We start from the raw sequence: 19381 nt of genomic DNA, 5'->3' as shown, positions 1-19381 counted from the left end.
CTGCCGTACGTCTTCAATCTTTGTACTAGCTCAATTGGCAAGGAAAGATGGAACCTAACTATGCATTGCTGGTCTGTAGTGGAGACCTCAGACCGTCGGCAAACCTCAAATGTTGGCCGATGCAACAAAAAATGGAAGAGGAGCTGGCAAAGGCCTTCCGTAACTATTCATGGGAAATCAGAAGAGCCCACCCTTACAATGAAGAAAAAGGACACGGCTTTATCGATTACCAGCACATTGGAATAAAGATCTTCAGAGACATTGATAAAACACGGCCGCTGGTTGTGGCCGAGAGCGTATGGCAGTACAGCCACCACGTGTTGGCGGGACTTATTTCGCATGAAGGACCGATTTTGGTGATTGCTAACTGGGACGGTACGTATCCTGGCCTGGTTGGTGCTCTCAATCTGACGGGCTCATTGACAAAAGCCGGTGTGAATTACAGTTTCTTATGGAGTAAGGACTTTACTGATCCCTTCTTCACCGCCAAACTGAAGGAGTGGCTGGAAACGGGTAAGGTTACCCACGATTTCTCCCACGTGAACCGGTTTGATCCTACTAATCTACAGGGAAATGATGTTATGGTGGCCGAAAAACTGGCCACTCGGATGAAGGACGACAAAGTGGTTATGGGGGTGTTCGATGAGGGCTGTATGGGGATGTATAATGCCATCGTACCGGATGATCTTATACAGTCGCTTGGTATCTATAAAGAGCGATTAAGCCAGTCGACCTTATACGCCAACATGCTGACCGTTACGGATGCCGAAGCGAATGCCGTGCTGGATTGGCTGTTGCAAAAAGGTATGAACTTTGTTTGGGGAAATGACCCAGCTAACGAACTTACCCGGACGCAGACGCTGGAACAGTGCAAAATGTATATTGCGGCTGTACGATTGGCTAATGAATTTGGTTGCGACACCATCGGGATTCAGTACCAGCAAGGCTTAAAGGAACTGACAGCCGCGAGTGATTTAGCCGAGGGGCTGTTAAATAACACGGATCGACCACCAGTATTTGACACTAAAGGCAACGAATTATACCCGAACGTAGCCCTGCCGCATTTTAATGAAGTAGATGAGTGTGCCGGTATAGACGGTTACGTTACCTATCATTTATGGCGAGAGCTTGGACTCGATGGCGATAATACCCTGCATGATTTACGTTACGGTGAAACCTTCAGTATAGACGGCAAAGATGAGTTTGTTTGGGTGTTCCTGATCTCGGGAGCCGCGCCAGCATCCCATTTCAAGGGTGGCTATGCCGGTGCCGACAGTATGCGTCAGCCACCAATGTTTTTCGGAAAAGGAGGAGGTACGCTTCGGGGTGTCAGCAGGCCCGGCAAGATTGTCTGGAGCCGGGTCTACGTAGAGAATAATGAGCTTTGGTGTGACATAGGGACGGGGAGGTGCGTGGAATTGCCAGCAGCAGACGTCGACCGGCTCTGGAAACTGACCGACCCGCAATGGCCTGTCATGCATGGCGTTCTGGACGGTGTGAGCCGCGATCAGATGATGGCCAAACACAAGGCAAACCACATTCAGGTAGTTTATGTCGACGGGGACTTTGATGTCCGTAAGGCTGCAGAAATCAAAGCCGCTACGTTCGTCAGTTTGGGAATCAACGTCAATTTTTGCGGCATCTAAGCCTATGGAAACCAAATTGGTGATAGGGCTGGACTTTGGCACGGATTCCGTTCGGGGACTGTTGCTCAACCCCGTAACGGGAGAAGAGCTGGCATCCGGAGTATCGTACTATAAACGATGGAAAAAGCAGTTATACTGCAACCCGGAGAAGGATCAATACCGTCAGCATCCGCTGGATTATATGGAATCCATTGATGAGGTATTCCGAAAACTCTTTGCCAACGAACGTGCGGCTAATGTGGTAGCGATTGCGACCAATACGACCGGTTCTACGCCCGTGGCAGTTGATGCAAACTGCCGCCCGTTGGCTTTGTCAACGGAGTTTTCAGAAAACCCCAATGCGATGTTTCTCCTCTGGAAAGACCACACTGCCACGAAGGAGGCTGACGAGATAAACGTAGTGTCAAAAAAGTGGGAGGTAGATTACACCAAGTACTGCGGAGGAATATATTCCTCTGAATGGTTTTGGGCGAAAATTCTGCACATCAACCGGACCGACGACCAGGTATTCCAGAATGCATACAGCTGGATGGAACAATCCGATTGGATTCCCGCCTATTTGTGCGGAACGGATAACCTGGCCGCTGTAAAAAGAAATCGCTGTGCCGCCGGGCATAAGGCTATGTGGCACGAATCGTTCGGAGGCTTGCCATCTGCCGCATTTCTCAACGCTGTTGACCCCACTTTTGCAGCGCTGAGCAACCGGTTCTATAGCGACACGTATACCTCCGATCAGGTTTTTGGCCAGATCGCTCCCTATTTCATCGATACGTTTGGTTTTAATCCAGCTACCATCATAACCGTTGGCGCCATTGACGCCCACCACGGAGCTGTTGGTGCGGGTATCGCTCCGTATACGCTGGTAAAAGTAATAGGCACCTCGACGTGCGACATGCTGGTCGTGCCAGCATCAGACCAGCTACCATTGGTTGAGGGTATTTGTGGACAGGTAGATGGTTCTATTGATCCTGGAATGGTTGGTTTTGAAGCAGGGCAGTCTGCTTTTGGCGATATGTTCAACTGGTTCAAAAAGTTACTGCTGGAACCAACCCGAGCCATTATTGGCGATCAACTGAGTCCGGAACTAGCTACTAAACTGGATGATGCCTTCTTTCGCTACGTTACTATGGAGGCTAGTCAACTACCCGTAACGGAATCGGATCTGGTATTTACCGATTATCATAATGGCAGACGGACCCCTGATGCCGATTTTAGTCTTCACGCATCAGCCTATGGTTTTGGGTTGGCTACCCAGGCAGGCCATTTTTTCAAAGCGTTAGTTGAAGCGGCAGCCTTTGGGTCAAGAGCCATTCTGGAGCGATTCCGGGCTTTTCATATTCCCATCGAGAATGTGATAGCCACCGGAGGTATTCCCACTAAATCACCCTACGTAGTACAGGTGCTGGCGGATGTTATGGGCGTCAATATTCACGTAATAGACAGTGAGCAGACCTGCGCATTGGGCTCGGCTATTTTTGCGGCCACTGCCTGCGGTATTTATCCTGATGTGCAGGAGGCCAAAAAAGCAATTGCGGCCAAGATTGTACGAACGTACAGCCCTGATCCTGAAAAGCAGAAGACGTATGAAACACTCTATAACCGATATAAAAAATTAGCTCATGACTAATTTACCGATATTGGATATCGCCATTATTATTGCCTACCTGATTGCTATGGTTTTGGTAGGTGTTTACTTTTCGAGAAGAAATACCTCGGCCGATGAATTTACCCGCGCGGCCGGTCGGATCCCTGGCTGGGCCATCGGCATATCGATTTACGCTACGTTCCTAAGCAGTAATACGTTCCTGGGCGTTCCGGGTAAAGCTTTTGGCGGAAATTGGAATGCCTTTGTGTTTAGTCTTTCTATGCCGTTGGCAGCCTGGTTTGCCACCAAATACTTTGTTCCCTTTTATCGGAGCACGGAAGAAGTATCGGCGTACACCAATCTTGAAAAGCGATTCGGTACCTGGGCCAGAACCTACGTAGTAATCTGCTTTTTGTCCACTCAACTGGCCCGGATCGGGTCCATCTTTTTTGGGATTTCACTGACCTTGCAGGCGCTGACCGGCTATAGCATGGTGACGATCATGGTGGTGACCGGAATCTGTATTGTAATCTATACCGTGATGGGTGGGATTGAAGCCGTAATCTGGACCGAAGTCGTGCAGGGCGTATTGAAAACGTTGGGTGCCGTTATCATTATTTATCTGGTAGTCAATGAAGTACCTGGCGGATTCAGCGATATTCTTCGAGTGGGATCGGCAGAGAATAAATTCAGTCTCGGCACGGTAGATTTTGATTTTGTCCAGTCCTCGTTCTGGGTAGTGCTGTTATACGGCTTTTTTATCAATCTGAATAATTTCGGAATGGATCAGAACTACGTCCAGCGCTATCACGCAGCCACCAGCGCAACGGAAGCTAACAAGTCGGTTTGGCTTTGTGTATGGATATATGTTCCGGTATCGCTCCTGTTTTTTACGATCGGAACCTGTTTGTATACGTATTACATGCAGCATCCGGAGCTGCTCCAGAGCATTAAACTTCAGGCGGCTTCTGAGCAGCTCGGTCTGGCTAAAAATAGGGCGGAAGTGGCCCAACTGGCAGCTACGATGAAGCCATCCGATTATGCCGATAAAGTGATGCCGCATTTTATGGTACATATGATTCCAACCGGTCTCTTGGGACTGATTGTTTCGGCCATTCTTTCGGCGGCTATGAGCACGATAAGTTCCGGCATGAACGCTTCGGCCACCGTCTTTACCGAAGATATCTACAAGCGCTATTTTAACCCGACTTCGACCGAGAAGAACAGCTTGAAAACGTTGTACATCGCCACGGTTGTAGTGGGGCTAATCGGGATGCTCTGCGGAATAGCCATGATTGGTGTCAAAAGCCTCTTAGACGTGTGGTGGACGCTGTCGGGCATATTTGCGGGGGGAATGTTAGGGCTGTTTTTACTGGGTTTAATAAGCAAAAAAGCGACGAACAAAGATGCGCTAGTCGGCACTATCCTTGGTGTGCTGGTTATTCTCTGGATGAGCTTCTCGTACCTTCTGCCGGTTCAGTACGATTATTTACGCTATCCGCTCCATGCCAATATGATCATTGTGGTAGGTACTTTATCCATTTTCCTGGCAGGTAACATCTCTCAAAAACTAAGAAGACAATAAACGATATGACGACTAAAAAATTTGTACCTGTCATGCTCACCCCATTTCAGGAAGGGAATACTATTGATTACAACATTCTGGAGGACCTGATTGAGTTGTATCTGGAAGCCGGAGCGGGTGGTCTTTTTGCCAACTGTTTGTCGAGCGAAATGTACCAGCTTACCAAAGAAGAAATGCTGACTTCTGTATCGTTCATCGTGCAGAAAGTCAATGGACGAGTGCCGGTAGTTGCCACAGGTACGTTCCCGGATAGTCTGGAGAATCAGGCCGCCTTTGTAAAGGAAATATACCGCACAGGCATTGATAGCGTGATTGTTATAACGGGCTTGCTGGCCGAAGAAACGGACGCTGACGATGTGTTTGAAGCCAATGTAAACCAATTGCTTGCATTAACGGGCGATATCCCTCTCGGGTTTTATGAATGCCCAGTTCCTTATAAACGAATTTTAAGACCCGAATTTCTGGGGGAATTGGTCAAGACAGGGCGTATCAAATACCATAAAGACACCTCGTTACGTATCGACAACGTGCGGGCCAAGCTGGCTGCCACTAAAGACGTAGCGGATTTTGCCCTCTATGATGCCTACATGGTGCACGCGGTAGATTCACTGAAAGCCAATGCGGCAGGTCTATCCTGCATTCAGGGTAATTACTTCCCGGAGTTAATCGTCTGGCTGTGCAACCATTACAATGAAGACTCTGAAGAAGTCGGCAAGGTGCAGCAGTTTTTTGCTCAGAATATGGATGTTATGCATGATACGTATCCCGCCAGTGCCAAGTACATTCTCGAAAAACGAGGGCTGGGTATCACACAAATTTGCCGCAATGGAAGTGAGCTAAGGAACGCAGCCGATTACGAGAAGCTCGATGCGCTCTATGATGAATTCAAGGAATTGGCAACGGAAATCAATTTAAACATGGTAGCCTATGAACAATAAAATGTGATCCATTCTAAGAACAGTAATCCTTTTCTAAACCGACTTGCCCTAAATCATTGTAAATCATGAAACGACATTTAATCAAATTTCGGCTGGCAGGGCTACTGCTATTGTTTTCGATAACGGCCTTTGCCCAAGATGTAATTACCGGAAAGGTAATTGATGCCAAAACCAGGGAGCCTTTACCTGGAGCCACGGTTATAGTTCAGGGAACTAACCTGGCAACGACTACCGATTCGGAGGGAACGTATAGACTTACCGTTTCCAGTCCGAACGGAAAAATTACCGTGAGTTATGTAGGGTTTTTAGCTAAAACAATTGATCTCGCCAATCAAAAAAAGATCGATGTTGAGCTGGAACCCAATATTTCGATGCTGGAAGATGTCGTTGTTATAGGTTACGGAACGGCTAAAAAGAGTGATATAACCGGATCGGTAGCGAGCCTGACCGAAAAAAGTTTCAATAAAGGTGTCAATGTCTCTGCCGAACAGCTAATAGCAGGAAAAGTCTCCGGTGTTCAGATTATTCAGAACAGTGGCGAACCTGGCGGTGGCATCACGGTGAACATTCGGGGTATGGGATCGCTTAACGCGGGCAATTCACCCTTATACGTAGTAGATGGATTTCCGATCGATAATTCGACTACCGTCAGTGGCACCGGAGCCAATTTCACGGGAATGCGCACTGCAAGAAATCCATTGAACTCCATTAACCCGGCCGATATTGCCTCCATAGAAGTGTTGAAGGATGCTTCCGCAACCGCAATCTATGGATCGAGAGGAGCGAATGGAGTCGTTTTGATTACGACCAAACGTGGTAAAGAGGGCGGCCTAAAAGTCAATTATGATACGTATTACGGTGTCCAGAATGTGATGAATGATATTGACCTGTTAAGTGCCAATGACTATAAAGCCGTTATGAACAGTTTGATTGATGCCGGAGCCGGAAGTGCCAATTTAAAGATTGGCGAGTTTTCAGGAGGAACAGACTGGTTAAAGCGGATGTATCATAAAAATGCCCCGATTAAAAGTCACAATCTTTCTTTTTCGGGCGGAAATCAGTCTACGAAATACTATACCTCATTGAATTATTTCGATCAGGATGGACTATTGATAAACTCAAGTAATAAACGATATAGCGCCCGGGTCAATCTTGAGCATACCAACAAGAATTTTACCGTTGGTACCAATATTACGTCATCATACGTAGCGGATTCCTACGTAGCGAACGGCTTCGATCTCAACGAAAGAGCGGGTATAATTTATGCCGCTATCGCCTATGAGCCTACTCTTTCTATTTATGATCAGGATAACAACTATGTTCTTTCAAAAAATATGAACATAGATAATCCGCTTGCCATAGCTAATGGCAAAACGTCTACATCAGATCTCTACCGGACGTTGGGTAATGTGTATGGCGAGGTTAAGTTTTTGACGGATTTCAGCGCCCGATTAAACCTGGGAGCTGATATAACTTCACAACGTCGCGATACGTATGTAGATCGACAAACCATTGAAGGCAGAGCAAACGGAGGTATTGCCAGCGTATTAACGGGAACAAACAACAGCTTCCTGTCTGAATTGACGCTGAACTACAAAAAACGATTTGGCAATCAGGATCTGAATGTACTTTTTGGGACTACGGCTCAGCAGTTTAACGCCAATGACCTAACATCGCAGGGAAGCGGCTTCCCTTCCGATGCCACAAAAACCGATAACCTTAGCCTGGGCGACCCCACTCGTTTTATCGCCACAAGTTCGAGATCACGGAATAGTTTGTTGTCCTATCTGGGGCGAGTGAACTACAACATCGCTGAGAAATACTTACTGACGGGCTCATTGCGAATTGATGGCTCTTCTCGTTTTGGTGAAAACAACAAGTATGGTGTTTTCCCTTCCTTTGCGTTTGCCTGGCGACTTGAAAACGAGGAGTTTATAAAAAATGCGGAATACATTACGGCATTAAAACTACGATCGAGCTGGGGCCAAACCGGGAATCAGGCGATCGATAACTATCAGTCGCTCACTACGTATACAACCGGGCAAAAAGCGGTTATCGGTAGCCAGCAGGTAAGCACAACCACGCCTAACCGAGTGCCTAATCCCAACCTGAAATGGGAAACGTCGGAGCAGCTCAATTTTGGATTGGATTTTGGGCTCTGGGGCAACCGGATTACGGGTAGTCTGGACTGGTACACAAAAACAACCCGAGATATGCTTCTGAATCTGCCGATCCCCCGAACCACTGGTTTCACAACTATGATGACCAATATTGGCTCAGTTCGGAATAGCGGGTTTGAAGTGTTGATCAATAGCAACAACCTGTCAGGGCCACTGAGCTGGGAAACGACGCTTAATATGACCTGGATGAATAATAAAGTGCTTAATCTGGGTGGGATTGATAATATTTTCACCGGAAGTGCGGGTGGCACTGCCAACGTAGCGATCATTAAGGTCGGCTTACCGATGTATGCCTTCTATGGCTACACGATCGATGGCGTGTGGCAAACGGGTGATGATTTTACCGCTACAAAAGACAATGTGAAACCGGGCGATTTCAAGTATCGTGATTTAAACGGCGACAAGATCGTCAATGCCGATGATCGGCAGGTAATAGGAAATCCATTTCCCAAATTCATGGCTTCCTTGACGAATAACTTCACGTATAAGGGTTTCAACCTTAACGTTTTCTTTGATGGCGCCTGGGGAGCAAAAATGTTAAACAACAACCTGGTCGATACGTATTTCCCGGCCAATTTGTTGAGGAATCGGTTGTCGGAACCCCTGCTAAATCGATGGACTCCGTCAAATCCGTCAGCGGTTTACCCCTCATTTGTTAATCCGTTAGGGCAGGGGAAGAAAGAGGTAAACACGTATACAGTTGAAAGTGCCGATTTCCTGAGACTGAATACCGTAAAATTAGGCTATGATTTTTCCATCAAAAATTCGGCGGTGAAAGGGGTAGGCGTTTTTGTTACGGCACAAAACCTGGCCATGTGGACCAAGTACAAAGGGTATGACCCTTCTATCAATCCGAATGGTGGTGGTGTTCGAATCGATTGGAATGCCTTCCCAACAGCCAGAACTATCCTATTCGGTCTAAACCTAAATCTGTAGCATCATGGAAAAGAAGATAAACTATATCCTGATAGGTGCCCTGCTCACAGCGACACTGTGTTTAAGCAGTTGCAACGACTTTTTAAAAGAGGAGGTGTTTTCACAACTGGCTCCTGAAAACTACCTCAAAACAAAAGAAGGATTGACGTCGGTCCTGTATGAAACCTACGCCAAAGCGGCCAATATGAATGGCAATAACTCCATTTATGTGCTGGGGCCTCAGGAATTTGTGACGGATATTTTATACCAGAGTGGCGACAACGTCGAAGCTACTATCCGAAACTATCGAGACTTTAACTGGGACCCTAACATGGACTTTCTCATCCAGAATTGGGATTCTTATTATCAGTGCGTCAGAAATGCCAATATTTTGCTGGAAAATATTCCGGGCTCAAACCTGTCGGCTGCTGAAAAGACCTTGTACGAAGCCGAAGCCCGGTTTTTGAGAGCGGTAAGTTATTACAAACTGTACTTCTTTTTTGGAACAGTACCTTTACGTACCAGTTCGTCGCAGGGGCTGAGTTTACCCAGAGCCTCAGAAGATGAGCTTAAGCAATTCATCGCTGCTGAACTGAAGTTTTCGCTTGAAAACTTACCCAATCCGGGTGCGGAGGCTCAGAAATACAGAGCCCATAAAGCTGCGGCTTCTGGCTATCTGATCAAATTCTATCTGAATACCAAAAATTGGAATGAAGCCAGTACGGTGTCTGCGCAGTTTTTGAGTTCGTTCAAGACGTATTCCTTGTTCGCTACGTATAAGGATATGTTCAAAGTTGACAATGAAAACAACAATGAGTATATCTGGGTAAGGCCGGCCATCGCTTCTTCCGATCGTGTAACAGCCAATAGCTGGAGTAACGTATCATTCCCGGATAATTTTAAATCGGCACCGGAAGTGGGGCTTGTATTTAAATCGACCTGGCTAAATTGGCCCAACGAATTCAGGATTTATGACAAATTCTACGATACGTTCGAAGCCGCTGATAAACGAAGAGAGTTGATGATTACGTATTATATAAATGCATCCGATCAGCGAGTTGAACTGCGTGGTAGTGATAATATTCGCTCATTTAAATACTGGCCTGATCCCAATAACGTAGGGGCTGCTCATGGCAATGATATTCCTGAAATACGGCTGGCCGACATCTTGCTATCACGGGCCGAGGCTCTCAATGAACTGAACGGGCCTAGTACCGAAGCCCTACAACTGGTAAATCAGGTTAGGACCAGAGCCGGGCTGCCGGGACTGAAACTGGAAAACGTAGCTACCAAAGAAGCCTTCCGGGATATGATCCTGCTCGAAAGAGGTCATGAGTTTTTTAATGAAGGACACCGACGGATGGACCTTATTCGTACCGGGAAGTTTATTTCGGATGCCCAGGCACGCGGTAAAAATGCCCAGCCTTTCCAACTGGTCTTTCCAATTCCTCAGGTTGTGATCGATTCTGATCCAGTTATTCAACAAAACCCGAATTATTAACGAGATGAGAAACAAAACGACTAAAGCGCTTTTCATCGCCTGTTTGCTGACCTGCTGGTCCATGATCAAGGCTCAGACCGTGCCGGGTAATATTGTTTGCTATGAACCCAGTTCATCGCAAAAATACATCGGCTCCCCAAGTCTGGTTACGTTGCCCAATGGCGATTATGTGGCTTCACACGACTTTTTTGGGCCAAAAAGTTCTGAATGGCATCAGGCGGTTACACGAATTTATACGTCGAATAATAAAGGGAAAACCTGGCGCTATCTGGCCGACATTAACGGAGCATTTTGGAGTTCTCTGTTTGTTCATCGAGGAGCGCTCTATTTACTCGGGCCCGATCGGCATCATGGTACAGTGCTCATCAGAAAGTCGACGGATGGAGGAGCTACCTGGACCAAGCCAACCAACAAAGAAAATGGCGTACTGCTGACGGGCGAATTCCACTGTGCCCCCATGCCCGTAATCGAATATAACCGCCGACTTTGGCGGCCGATGGAGACGGCTCATGGGCCTATCCTTCAATGGGGAAAACGCTACGGAGCAATGGTCATGTCAGCGCCCGTCGATGCGGACCTTTTGGATTCAAAATCCTGGCAAGCTAGTACGCCTGTTTTGTATGACAGCACTTTTAATGACGGCGATTTTGCTGGGTGGCTGGAAGGCAACTTTGTGGTTGATAAAGACCAGAGAATGTGGGATATGCTTCGAGTGGCCAACAAAAAATCGCCCGACGAGAAGGCGGCTATGGTAGCCATAAACGCTGACGGTAAAACGCTGGATTTTGATCCTAAAACAGGCTTTATTCCGTTTGATGGTGGTAGTAAAAAGTTTGTGATCAAGTATGATACGTTGAGCAAGAAATACTGGACCCTGGCCAACGTAATACCTGACAAATACCGGAAGCAATTTCCAGACCGTAACCCGTCGGGTTTCCGGAATGTATTGATGCTGAAAAGTTCTTCGGATTTAAAAAAATGGGATGATGTGAAGGTTATCCTGGAACACGAAGATGTCATTAATCACGGCTTTCAGTACGTAGATTGGTCATTTGAAGGAAATGATATAATTGTTCTTTCCAGAACCGCCTATTTTGATGGAATTGCCAATGCGAAGAACAACCATGATGCGAATTATCTGACGTTCCATCGCATTGAAGACTTCCGAAAAATTAGAAGTAAACTATAAAAAATAAGTCCCAGGGTGATTAGACCATCGCTCCCTGTTGCACCCGCCTGGTGCAACAGGGCTAAGCGCGTACTTGACTAAAAGCTATAGGTGGCTAATTGACGTATCCCACTTGATGGCTGAATCGATGAGGTGCGGCTTATAAGCGTAGCGGATGAGAAACGGGAGAATGTATATTCTGTATGAAACGGCTTTGGATCATCGCTCTTGGTTTGGTAACTAGTTGTATGACAGTAAAGAATAATAGCCTGACCGTTTTGCCGGCAGGTCACACCTTACACCACAATGGTGTATTTTCAAAAGATGGCCAATGGATCGTTTTCGATGGCAGGAATGATGACACCAAAATTGGAGAGACGTCTACCATTGGTATTGTAAATGTTGGTACTGGGGAAGAAAAAATACTGTATAGAACCCAAAACCAAACCATTTATGGGCCAGGTGTGGGGGCGGTGTCTTTTAGTCCAGTAACGGATAAAGTAATTTTTATTCATGGATTAGCTGATGCCAATCAGGAAAAACCGTATGCCATGTCCCGAAGAACAGGTGTTGGCATCGATATCAGTCAGCCTAATCATCCTTTCTATTACGATGCCAGAGATATCAATGCCCCCTATACACCCGGTTCGCTCCGGGGCGGAACCCATTCTCATGGCTGGAGTGGGGATGGGAAACTCATAAGCTTTACGTATAACGATGAACTGATTGATCCTAACCTGAGGGTGGTCGGCGTAATGGTGCCGTTTAGTAAGGGCGTTAACGTAGAGTCTGGGCAGGGGAACAATGATGGGATTATGTTTTCGGCTATTGTAACCAACGTCGTGCGAAGTCCCAGGCCAGGTTCCGATGAAATCAATAAAGCGTTCGACGAGTGTTGGGTCGGGGAAAACGGCTATACACAGGCATCAGGCCAGCACGTTCCGTATGCCATTGCTTTTCAGGGTAACGTTCTGAACAACGAGGGCAAGCAAATAACGGAGGTGTTTATTGTCGACATCGATCCGGGAAAAATTCTGGTGGACTCTTTAGCCGTAGGAAAATCAGGCGAAAGGCCCCAGGTACCGAAGGGAATACACCAAAGACGGATTACTTTTTCTAAAAAAGGACTGTCAGATACCCGGCATTGGCTGCGATCAAGTCCTGATGGGAAATTTATTTATGCCCTGGCTAAAGATCAGGATGAGCTCAATCAACTCGCTCAAATCGACGTAAGTACGGGCGATATGACGTTGTTAACCAGTAATCCTTTTTCAATTGACTACTCCTTTAACCTAAACAAAGAGGGGACTAAAATTGCGTATGTAGCGCAAAATTCTGTTTACATTTTTGATCTGATAACAGGTGTTTCTACAAAGCTTCTCAACCAGGAAAAAGGAAAAATCATAGGCGCACCTTCTTTTTCTCCTCGTGATCCTTTACTGGTTTTCAATCAATATATAAAAGACCGAAACGGAAAGGATATCCTACAGATTCGAAAGGTCAGTCTACCAAATTGACTTACTCTAATAAACCCCAACACTAGTGAGTGCTACGTAAATAAAATTGTGAGTATATAAACGCATATAAATGAATAAAGGGTAGATGTAGCGAAGTTTGTGGCATGAACTGGCAATGGCCTGAACCCTTGAAAGTGAGCCAGTGAAAGTTAAGTTTTTTACCCTACTTTTCACTGGCTCACTTTCAAGGGTTCAGGACAATAGTATCGCAAACTCAGCTAAAATATGAGATTTTGAACGGTCCGTCGTCGCGACCGTCCGCGGCTGCGGTTTAATTAGTGACGGGGCCGCCCGAGCGGATGACAATTTGAGACTAAGGCTCAAACAGATTGACTTTGCCAGGCCAATTACTGTACCCATCGCTTAAAATGGGCATTATTAGCGATAGAGATTAATCTACTTTCGTATCATTTGAAAGTAGTGTAGTTGTGCAAAAAATAACTAATAGCCAAATACATTTACTCGACTGGCTTTTAAAATCTAAATAGTAAATAGATGGCTATTAGTCGCCAGCCTCAGATTTGACCAACGTTTTTGTTCGTCTTTGCTGACAGCTGACCTCCACAACAAACAAAACTTGGCCTTCACAACAAACCTCCCCACCGCTTTACTCCCCAATTTTGTCCCTGTATTTAAAACAGGGAACAATGACTAATCAAACTGTATTGGTGACCGGAGGGACTGGTTTTGTGGGCATTCACACAATTTTGAGGCTGCTCCAAAAGGGCTTCACCGTCAAAACTACCGTGCGTTCGTTGGTTAAAAAAGAGGCTATCGTTCAGGCTCTGAATGAATCCGGTATCGTTGATTTGGACCAATTGTCCTACGTGGAAGCCGACCTGACCGCCGATGAGGGCTGGGACGAAGCGGCCCGGGAATGCACGTATGTGTTGCACGTAGCCTCTCCCTTTCCATTAGTGCCGCCTGAAGACGAGAACGAACTCATCATACCGGCTCGTGATGGTTCGTTGAGGGTCTTGAAAGCGGCCCGAAAAGCGGGCGTCAAACGGGTGGTGATGACCTCTTCGTTTGCTGCGATTGGCTACAGTATCGATCCCAACGGGCATACATTTACGGAGAACGACTGGACTGACGAAAACGCCCCGGTTCAAGCCTACATCAAATCCAAAACGATAGCAGAAAAAGCGGCCTGGAATTTTATTCGGGATCAGGGAGAGGGGTTAGAACTGACGGTGATTAATCCGGTAGGTATTTTTGGGTCCATTATTGGCGGGATTTTTCCGGCTTCGTATGAGGGCGTAATTAAAGCACTCGTTGATGGTACGGTTACCGAAAGTCCGCAATTTACCTTTGGGGTGGTTGATGTACGCGATGTAGCCGACATTCATATTAAAGCGATGGTACTACCCGAAGCCAAAGGCCAACGCTTTCTGGCGACCTCAGATGGGGTGGTTAGTTTTTATGACGTGGCCCAGCTTATCAAAAAAGAACGTACTCAAAAAGCCGGTATGATGGCCGAGCTGAAACCTATTGATTCAACCTATTATATCAACATGTCGAATCAGAAAGCGAAAGATATGTTAGACTGGCACCCACGAAGCAAAGAAGAGGCTATTTTGGCCAGCTTGGATAGTGAGATTCCGGCGTAACTTTATGCGCTATCGTCAGACTTTAAAAAATGACTACCCATCAAATTCATTCCTGTCATTTAGGACCTGAACTTTCACCGGAGCAGTTTATTTCAGACCATTATTTTATGTTCCTGCTGAAGGGATCGATGAAAGCGTATGACGGACGAAAGCATTATAGTATGCAATCAGGTGATTGCTTCATCGCTCGAAAAAATCATTTGATTCGCTATACCAAGTTCAGGGAAGATGATCAGTTTATCAAGATCATCATTACGTTGGATGAACCATTTTTAAAACGCTTTACCGAACGACATACTTACCCAGTAAGTCCCTCAACCTACGGTGATTCGTTTCTGTATGTCAACGAGAATTCATTCATTAAGCAGTATATTCAATCGCTGGAGCCGTATTACTCCAGCGATTCAGAGCTGGACGAAACGTTTGCCGATATTAAACGGGAAGAACTTTTGCTGATTCTGTTAAGGTCGCAACCCGAATTGGCGTCAATCTTTTTCAATTTTAGCGCTCCCCACAAAATTGATTTAGAGGAGTACATGCAGCAAAATTTTCGGTTTAACATCAGTCTGGAGCGATTTGCCTTTCTGACCGGACGAAGCGTTTCATCGTTCAAACGGGATTTCAAAAAAACCTTTGGCATGACACCTGGAAGCTGGCTCATGAAGAAAAGACTGGACGAAGCGTATTTTCAACTCAACAGCCAACACCAGAAACCAAGTACCGTCTATCTGGAAGTCGGTTTCGAAGACTTGTCTCATTTCTCCTTTGTTTTTAAAAAGACCTTCGGAAAAACGCCTTCTGAAGTGGCGACAAGCAAGGCGTAAGGTGCCGATAAACTATAGCAACCCACTAATTGATAAGGCGATTTGTCGACAGTGATTTTTCGTCAGTAGAGTTGCTAACAAACGTAGCGCGTGTTGGGCAATGTCAACGAGATTGTTTAGGCCTTCCAACTACAAGTCTCCAACACGCGCAAAACCGAATTCAGGCCTGTAAATGTGAATTTATGTCGGTAATTACCGTTTGCTTCGTTCGGCAATTACCGTTTCGATCAAGGTTCGGTTCTGTTCACCCCACGTATTCATCTGGAGTAGAATTGGTAACAGCGTTTGGCCAACTTCGGTCAACGAATACTCCACCCTGGGCGGAAGCTGCGGATAAATTTTTTTGGCGATAACCCCAAATTCTTCCAGCTCCCGAAGTTGAAGATTCAATACTCGCTTGGTAGCTCCGGGTATAGCCCGCTGCAACTGGCTGGGTCGATTAATGCCTTCCACAATAGCAAATAATAAATTCGGTTTCCATTTTCCTCCCAACACCTCCCTGGTCATCATCAGGCCACATTCCAGCGGCAATGGAATTTTCTTTTCGTACATACTTATATCCTTTGTGCAAAAGTAATTCTAGTGTAGAAAACGGGCCATAGGGGACAAAATTTACCCCCTAGGAACATTTTTGCTCCTATTGGTTCTGGCTAGCTGTAGGGTGAATTTTGACCGAAAAAACACGATGAAACCGCAACAACAACCACTCCTGACGAGCTATACGATGGGAGCACTTACGCTTCCCAACCGAGTCGTCATGGCTGCCATGACCCGGGCCCGGGCTACCAATGCTGAATTAACGCCGACTCCACTGATGGCTACCTACTATGCTCAACGGGCCAGTGCCGGGCTGATTCTAACTGAGAGCGCATGGGTTAGCCAGCGAGCCGTTGGCTTTCTAAACATTCCCGGCATCTACTCGCCCGAGCAGGTGTCGGGCTGGAAAACCGTAACCGAATCGGTTCATCAGGCTGGGGGACGAATTTTTCTCCAATTGGTCCACTCTGGAGCAGTATCTCATCCAGTTTATCTGAATGGCGAGCTACCGCTGGGTCCATCGGCGATCAATCCGAACGAGCAAGTGTATACCCCAACCGGATTTGAGGAAACGATGACACCTCAGGCCTACACCCTTGACCAGATCCGGGCTACCGTCGAAGAATTTACACTGGCGGCCCAGAACGCGCTGGCGGCTGGATTCGATGGACTGGAATTACATGCCCAGTTGTTTACGCTAATACCCCAGTTCATGAGTCCGGCAACCAACCAACGAACGGACGACTATGGTGGCAGCATCGAGAACCGGTGTCGGCTGCTGTTCACCATTCTGGACGCCGTCCTTGAGGTATTTCCAAATCGACGAGTTGGCGTCAAATTCACACCTGCCGCCTTCAATCGCGGAACCATCCAGCCGGATGAAAGCACCGTACCTACGTTTGCCTACATACTGGACCGGCTTAATACCTATGAGCTGGCTTTCGTAGAAATCGTCGGACCGCGACTCGATCTGTCCGGCACACCACTGGCTGACTGGCAGGCTGATTTCTTTGGCTGGTTCCGGGCCCGATATAACGGTACGCTGATGGCCAATTTGGGCTTCGGTTTCGAGACGGGCAATCAACTCATCGCGTCCGGGAAAGCCGATCTGGTTTCGTTCGCGTTACCCTTCGTAGCTAATCCCGATCTGGTAGCACGGTATCGACACGGCTGGCCCCTGGCCACGGCCGATCCGGGTACGTTTTACGCAGGGAACGAACGAGGCTACTCCGATTATACAACATTCCAGGCGTAACGAATGAACCTACTGGCGTGACCAGTAGCGCTCAGCATCGGCAGTGGTCAGTTCCAGCGTTATACATACACTGGTCGGCCGTGAGTCAAAAGCCAATTCTCCCCACATGGGAAGGACTGGCTTTTGCTATGCTACCTAGGTAGGCTGGGCAGTGGATGAGCTGTTGTCAGATGGGGTTGTAACGCTGTAGTTGCGTAATAATTCGGAGGGATTTACACCGTACTCTTTTTTGAAAGCGACGGAAAAATGAGAAAGGTTTTCAAAGCCTGTTTCTAGATAAACGTCTGATGGCTTTCTCTTTTTCTGGGCAATGAGAAAGTAAGCCATTTCCAGCTTCTTTTTTTGCAGCCATCGTTCAGGGGTTGACCGAAAGATGACCGCGAAATCGCGTTTGAAAGCCGAAAGACTCCGGCCAGTCAGTTTCGCAAATTGGGCCAGGGGTACGTTATATGAAAAATGTCGGTTCATATACGCTTCCAGGTCCAGCTTATGCGGTTCGCTGAAATCGAATAAAAAGTTTTTCAGTGAAGCCTTACGTAACAATAACTCGATGGCCTCCATTGTTTTTATGTGTGCCAGGGCGGGGGTCAGTTTTTCAGGCTGCGCAAAGTAGGGCATTAGCGAATCGAAGTAGCTTTTCATAACCGGATCTACGTCCATGATCACATTCGATTCGCCGACGTACGGACTGTCTGATACAACACCGTAGTCTGTGCTGAATTTCTGTAGCGTTTTTTGATCCAAACAAATGCTGATGGAAGAAAACGTGTGGGCATCGCCCACCTTCTTCACCGCTTTTACCAACTGATTTTTCCGGATCAAGCCCAGTGTTCCTGCGGGATGTGAAACAGTCCCCTGCTGCGAAAACAGCTCTGAGCTACCTGAAACAATCAGTACCAGCCAATGCTCGGATACAAAAGGATCATGCCCGAATTCATCTTTTGTACAGGCGTGCAAAACGATATGTTGTTGAGATTGCTGTTGCATGCCCGTCGGGAATTAGCCTTTTGTTTGACTCAAGATTACCTTTTGAAACAAAGTGTCTGGCAAAATTTTCCGTAGAAACAGAATTGGTTTTGCACCATATCCGCCGACATAGCGCGTTTTGGGTCGTTTCGCTTCAATGCCTTCTTTGATCAATTTTGCAATAACGATTGGTTCCGGGAGAGCCAGGTTCGTGGTGGCTTTCTGCGTGGAGGCCACCATGTCCTTGTAGGCAGTATGTCCTGAGACAGCGGTCATTTTTTCATTGGAAATGTCGGCCCACTCTGATTTTATGCCACCCGGTTCAATGACAATGACGTCAATTCCGAACTGGTTAACTTCCATGCGTAAGCTGTCACTCAAGGCCTCCAGGGCAAACTTGCTGGCATGATACCAACCGGCTAGCGGAAAGGCAACTTTGCCGCCTATGGACGAAATATTTACAATTTTGCCCCATTTATTGGCCCGCATTTGTGGTAGTACCAATTGAGTCAACCGCATGGCACCAAACAAATTAACATCTAACTGATACCGTGCATCGTCAATGGATAGATCTTCCACGGCTCCACTCGAACCGAAGCCGGCATTGTTAACCAGAATATCAATTGTTCCGGCTTCATTGGTAATTTGTTTCACACAGTTAACGATGCTTTCCTCCGAAGTTACGTCCAACGCAATGGGCTTGATGCCGTAACTGCTGAGATCGTGCGTTTTCTCAGTTCTGCGTGCCGCCCCGTAGACGTTGTAGCCGTTCTGGGCGAGTAAAATAGCCGTTGCTTTTCCAATTCCTGCCGAAGCGCCTGTAACTAAAACTGTCTTTGCCATAGTTGTTACTTGTTTATGAGGCAAAATTAGACTGTGTTCTGTGGTAGGGCTTTTCTGGGAAGTCCAAATCCGTTTGCTGAGAAGTCCAGGATATATTTTTATGCTGATATAGGAGGGTTCCTTTTCCAAGTAAAGTAGGCGTCGAGGAAATCCTTATTTAGTTTGTCAACCTGTACCTTCTGAATCCGATCTCATGAAATGCTCTTTTTTTATGAATAGACAATCCAGTAAAGTAAGCTATTAGTCTCAGATCCGCTATTTCGTACTAACGGAGCCCCCGTTAGTCTCCAAAGTCCTTCTACTCAACCAGC

The 19381-nt window shown here is 46.7% G+C and carries 14 protein-coding genes; 11 read left to right on the top strand and 3 right to left on the bottom strand.

The features are described 5' to 3' along the window. Nucleotides 1-119: 119 nt before the first annotated feature. From GK108_RS16185 to GK108_RS16140, 10 genes are all read left to right on the top strand, one after another. A complete protein-coding gene (locus GK108_RS16185) occupies nt 120-1646 on the top strand; it encodes a fucose isomerase (protein WP_246224925.1) in 1527 nt (508 codons plus the stop codon). Nucleotides 1647-1650: 4 nt separating this feature from the next. Further along, nucleotides 1651-3273, top strand: a complete 1623-nt coding sequence (locus GK108_RS16180; protein WP_163950522.1) for a ribulokinase — start codon at nt 1651-1653, stop codon at nt 3271-3273. Continuing rightward, complete coding sequence (locus tag GK108_RS16175) at nt 3266-4816, top strand: sodium:solute symporter (RefSeq protein ID WP_163950519.1); 1551 nt, start codon at nt 3266-3268, stop codon at nt 4814-4816. Before GK108_RS16180 ends, GK108_RS16175 begins: the two co-directional genes overlap by 8 nt. A 5-nt stretch (nt 4817-4821) precedes the next feature. Then, nucleotides 4822-5754, top strand: coding sequence for a dihydrodipicolinate synthase family protein (locus tag GK108_RS16170; RefSeq protein ID WP_163950515.1), 933 nt, complete (start codon nt 4822-4824; stop codon nt 5752-5754). A 65-nt stretch (nt 5755-5819) separates the two neighbouring features. Further along, a complete protein-coding gene (locus GK108_RS16165) occupies nt 5820-8870 on the top strand; it encodes a SusC/RagA family TonB-linked outer membrane protein (RefSeq protein ID WP_163950511.1) in 3051 nt (1016 codons plus the stop codon). 4 nt (nt 8871-8874) lie between these two features. Next, nucleotides 8875-10350, top strand: a complete 1476-nt coding sequence (locus tag GK108_RS16160; protein ID WP_163950507.1) for a RagB/SusD family nutrient uptake outer membrane protein — start codon at nt 8875-8877, stop codon at nt 10348-10350. Nucleotides 10351-10354: 4 nt separating this feature from the next. After that, entirely contained in the window at nt 10355-11539 is a 1185-nt protein-coding gene (locus tag GK108_RS16155; protein WP_246224923.1) for a sialidase family protein, read from the top strand. A gap of 227 nt (nt 11540-11766) precedes the next feature. Beyond that, entirely contained in the window at nt 11767-13035 is a 1269-nt protein-coding gene (locus GK108_RS16150; protein WP_163950502.1) for a DUF3748 domain-containing protein, read from the top strand. Between the two features lie 647 nt (nt 13036-13682). Continuing rightward, complete coding sequence (locus GK108_RS16145) at nt 13683-14645, top strand: SDR family oxidoreductase (RefSeq protein WP_163950498.1); 963 nt, start codon at nt 13683-13685, stop codon at nt 14643-14645. 29 nt (nt 14646-14674) lie between these two features. Continuing rightward, nucleotides 14675-15469 (top strand): helix-turn-helix domain-containing protein, encoded by a 795-nt coding sequence (locus GK108_RS16140; RefSeq protein ID WP_163950494.1) that lies wholly within the window; start codon nt 14675-14677, stop codon nt 15467-15469. A gap of 192 nt (nt 15470-15661) precedes the next feature. Here the strand turns inward: GK108_RS16140 and GK108_RS16135 are convergent, their stop codons facing one another. After that, nucleotides 15662-16021, bottom strand: a complete 360-nt coding sequence (locus tag GK108_RS16135) for a winged helix-turn-helix transcriptional regulator (protein ID WP_163950491.1) — start codon at nt 16019-16021, stop codon at nt 15662-15664. A gap of 133 nt (nt 16022-16154) precedes the next feature. Between GK108_RS16135 and GK108_RS16130 the strand changes: the two genes are divergently transcribed. Continuing rightward, nucleotides 16155-17261, top strand: a complete 1107-nt coding sequence (locus tag GK108_RS16130) for an alkene reductase (protein ID WP_163950488.1) — start codon at nt 16155-16157, stop codon at nt 17259-17261. 135 nt (nt 17262-17396) lie between these two features. Here the strand turns inward: GK108_RS16130 and GK108_RS16125 are convergent, their stop codons facing one another. Both GK108_RS16125 and GK108_RS16120 read right to left on the bottom strand, forming a co-directional pair. Continuing rightward, nucleotides 17397-18248: a helix-turn-helix domain-containing protein gene (locus GK108_RS16125; protein ID WP_163950485.1), complete on the bottom strand. Its 852-nt coding sequence runs from the start codon at nt 18246-18248 to the stop codon at nt 17397-17399. Nucleotides 18249-18260: 12 nt separating this feature from the next. Beyond that, entirely contained in the window at nt 18261-19070 is an 810-nt protein-coding gene (locus GK108_RS16120; protein ID WP_163950482.1) for an oxidoreductase, read from the bottom strand. Nucleotides 19071-19381 lie beyond the last annotated feature (311 nt).

Source organism: Spirosoma terrae (genome assembly GCF_010435915.1).
GTDB classification, from domain to species: Bacteria; Bacteroidota; Bacteroidia; order Cytophagales; family Spirosomataceae; genus Spirosoma; species Spirosoma terrae.
Note: the sequence above shows the minus strand (reverse complement) of the source record. Positions and strands in the feature narration are given on the sequence as shown.

Bases quoted from the DNA above. Each gene is read 5' to 3' on its own strand.
- GK108_RS16125 (WP_163950485.1), bottom strand. From the start codon at position 18,248: ATGCAACAGCAATCTCAACAACATATCGTTTTGCACGCCTGTACAAAA.
- GK108_RS16145 (WP_163950498.1), top strand. From the start codon at position 13,683: ATGACTAATCAAACTGTATTGGTGACCGGAGGGACTGGTTTTGTGGGC.
- GK108_RS16150 (WP_163950502.1), top strand. From the start codon at position 11,767: ATGACAGTAAAGAATAATAGCCTGACCGTTTTGCCGGCAGGTCACACC.
- GK108_RS16160 (WP_163950507.1), top strand. From the start codon at position 8,875: ATGGAAAAGAAGATAAACTATATCCTGATAGGTGCCCTGCTCACAGCG.
- GK108_RS16180 (WP_163950522.1), top strand. From the start codon at position 1,651: ATGGAAACCAAATTGGTGATAGGGCTGGACTTTGGCACGGATTCCGTT.
- GK108_RS16175 (WP_163950519.1), top strand. From the start codon at position 3,266: ATGACTAATTTACCGATATTGGATATCGCCATTATTATTGCCTACCTG.
- GK108_RS16155 (WP_246224923.1), top strand. From the start codon at position 10,355: ATGAGAAACAAAACGACTAAAGCGCTTTTCATCGCCTGTTTGCTGACC.
- GK108_RS16140 (WP_163950494.1), top strand. From the start codon at position 14,675: ATGACTACCCATCAAATTCATTCCTGTCATTTAGGACCTGAACTTTCA.
- GK108_RS16165 (WP_163950511.1), top strand. From the start codon at position 5,820: ATGAAACGACATTTAATCAAATTTCGGCTGGCAGGGCTACTGCTATTG.
- GK108_RS16120 (WP_163950482.1), bottom strand. From the start codon at position 19,070: ATGGCAAAGACAGTTTTAGTTACAGGCGCTTCGGCAGGAATTGGAAAA.
- GK108_RS16135 (WP_163950491.1), bottom strand. From the start codon at position 16,021: ATGTACGAAAAGAAAATTCCATTGCCGCTGGAATGTGGCCTGATGATG.
- GK108_RS16170 (WP_163950515.1), top strand. From the start codon at position 4,822: ATGACGACTAAAAAATTTGTACCTGTCATGCTCACCCCATTTCAGGAA.
- GK108_RS16130 (WP_163950488.1), top strand. From the start codon at position 16,155: ATGAAACCGCAACAACAACCACTCCTGACGAGCTATACGATGGGAGCA.
- GK108_RS16185 (WP_246224925.1), top strand. From the start codon at position 120: ATGCAACAAAAAATGGAAGAGGAGCTGGCAAAGGCCTTCCGTAACTAT.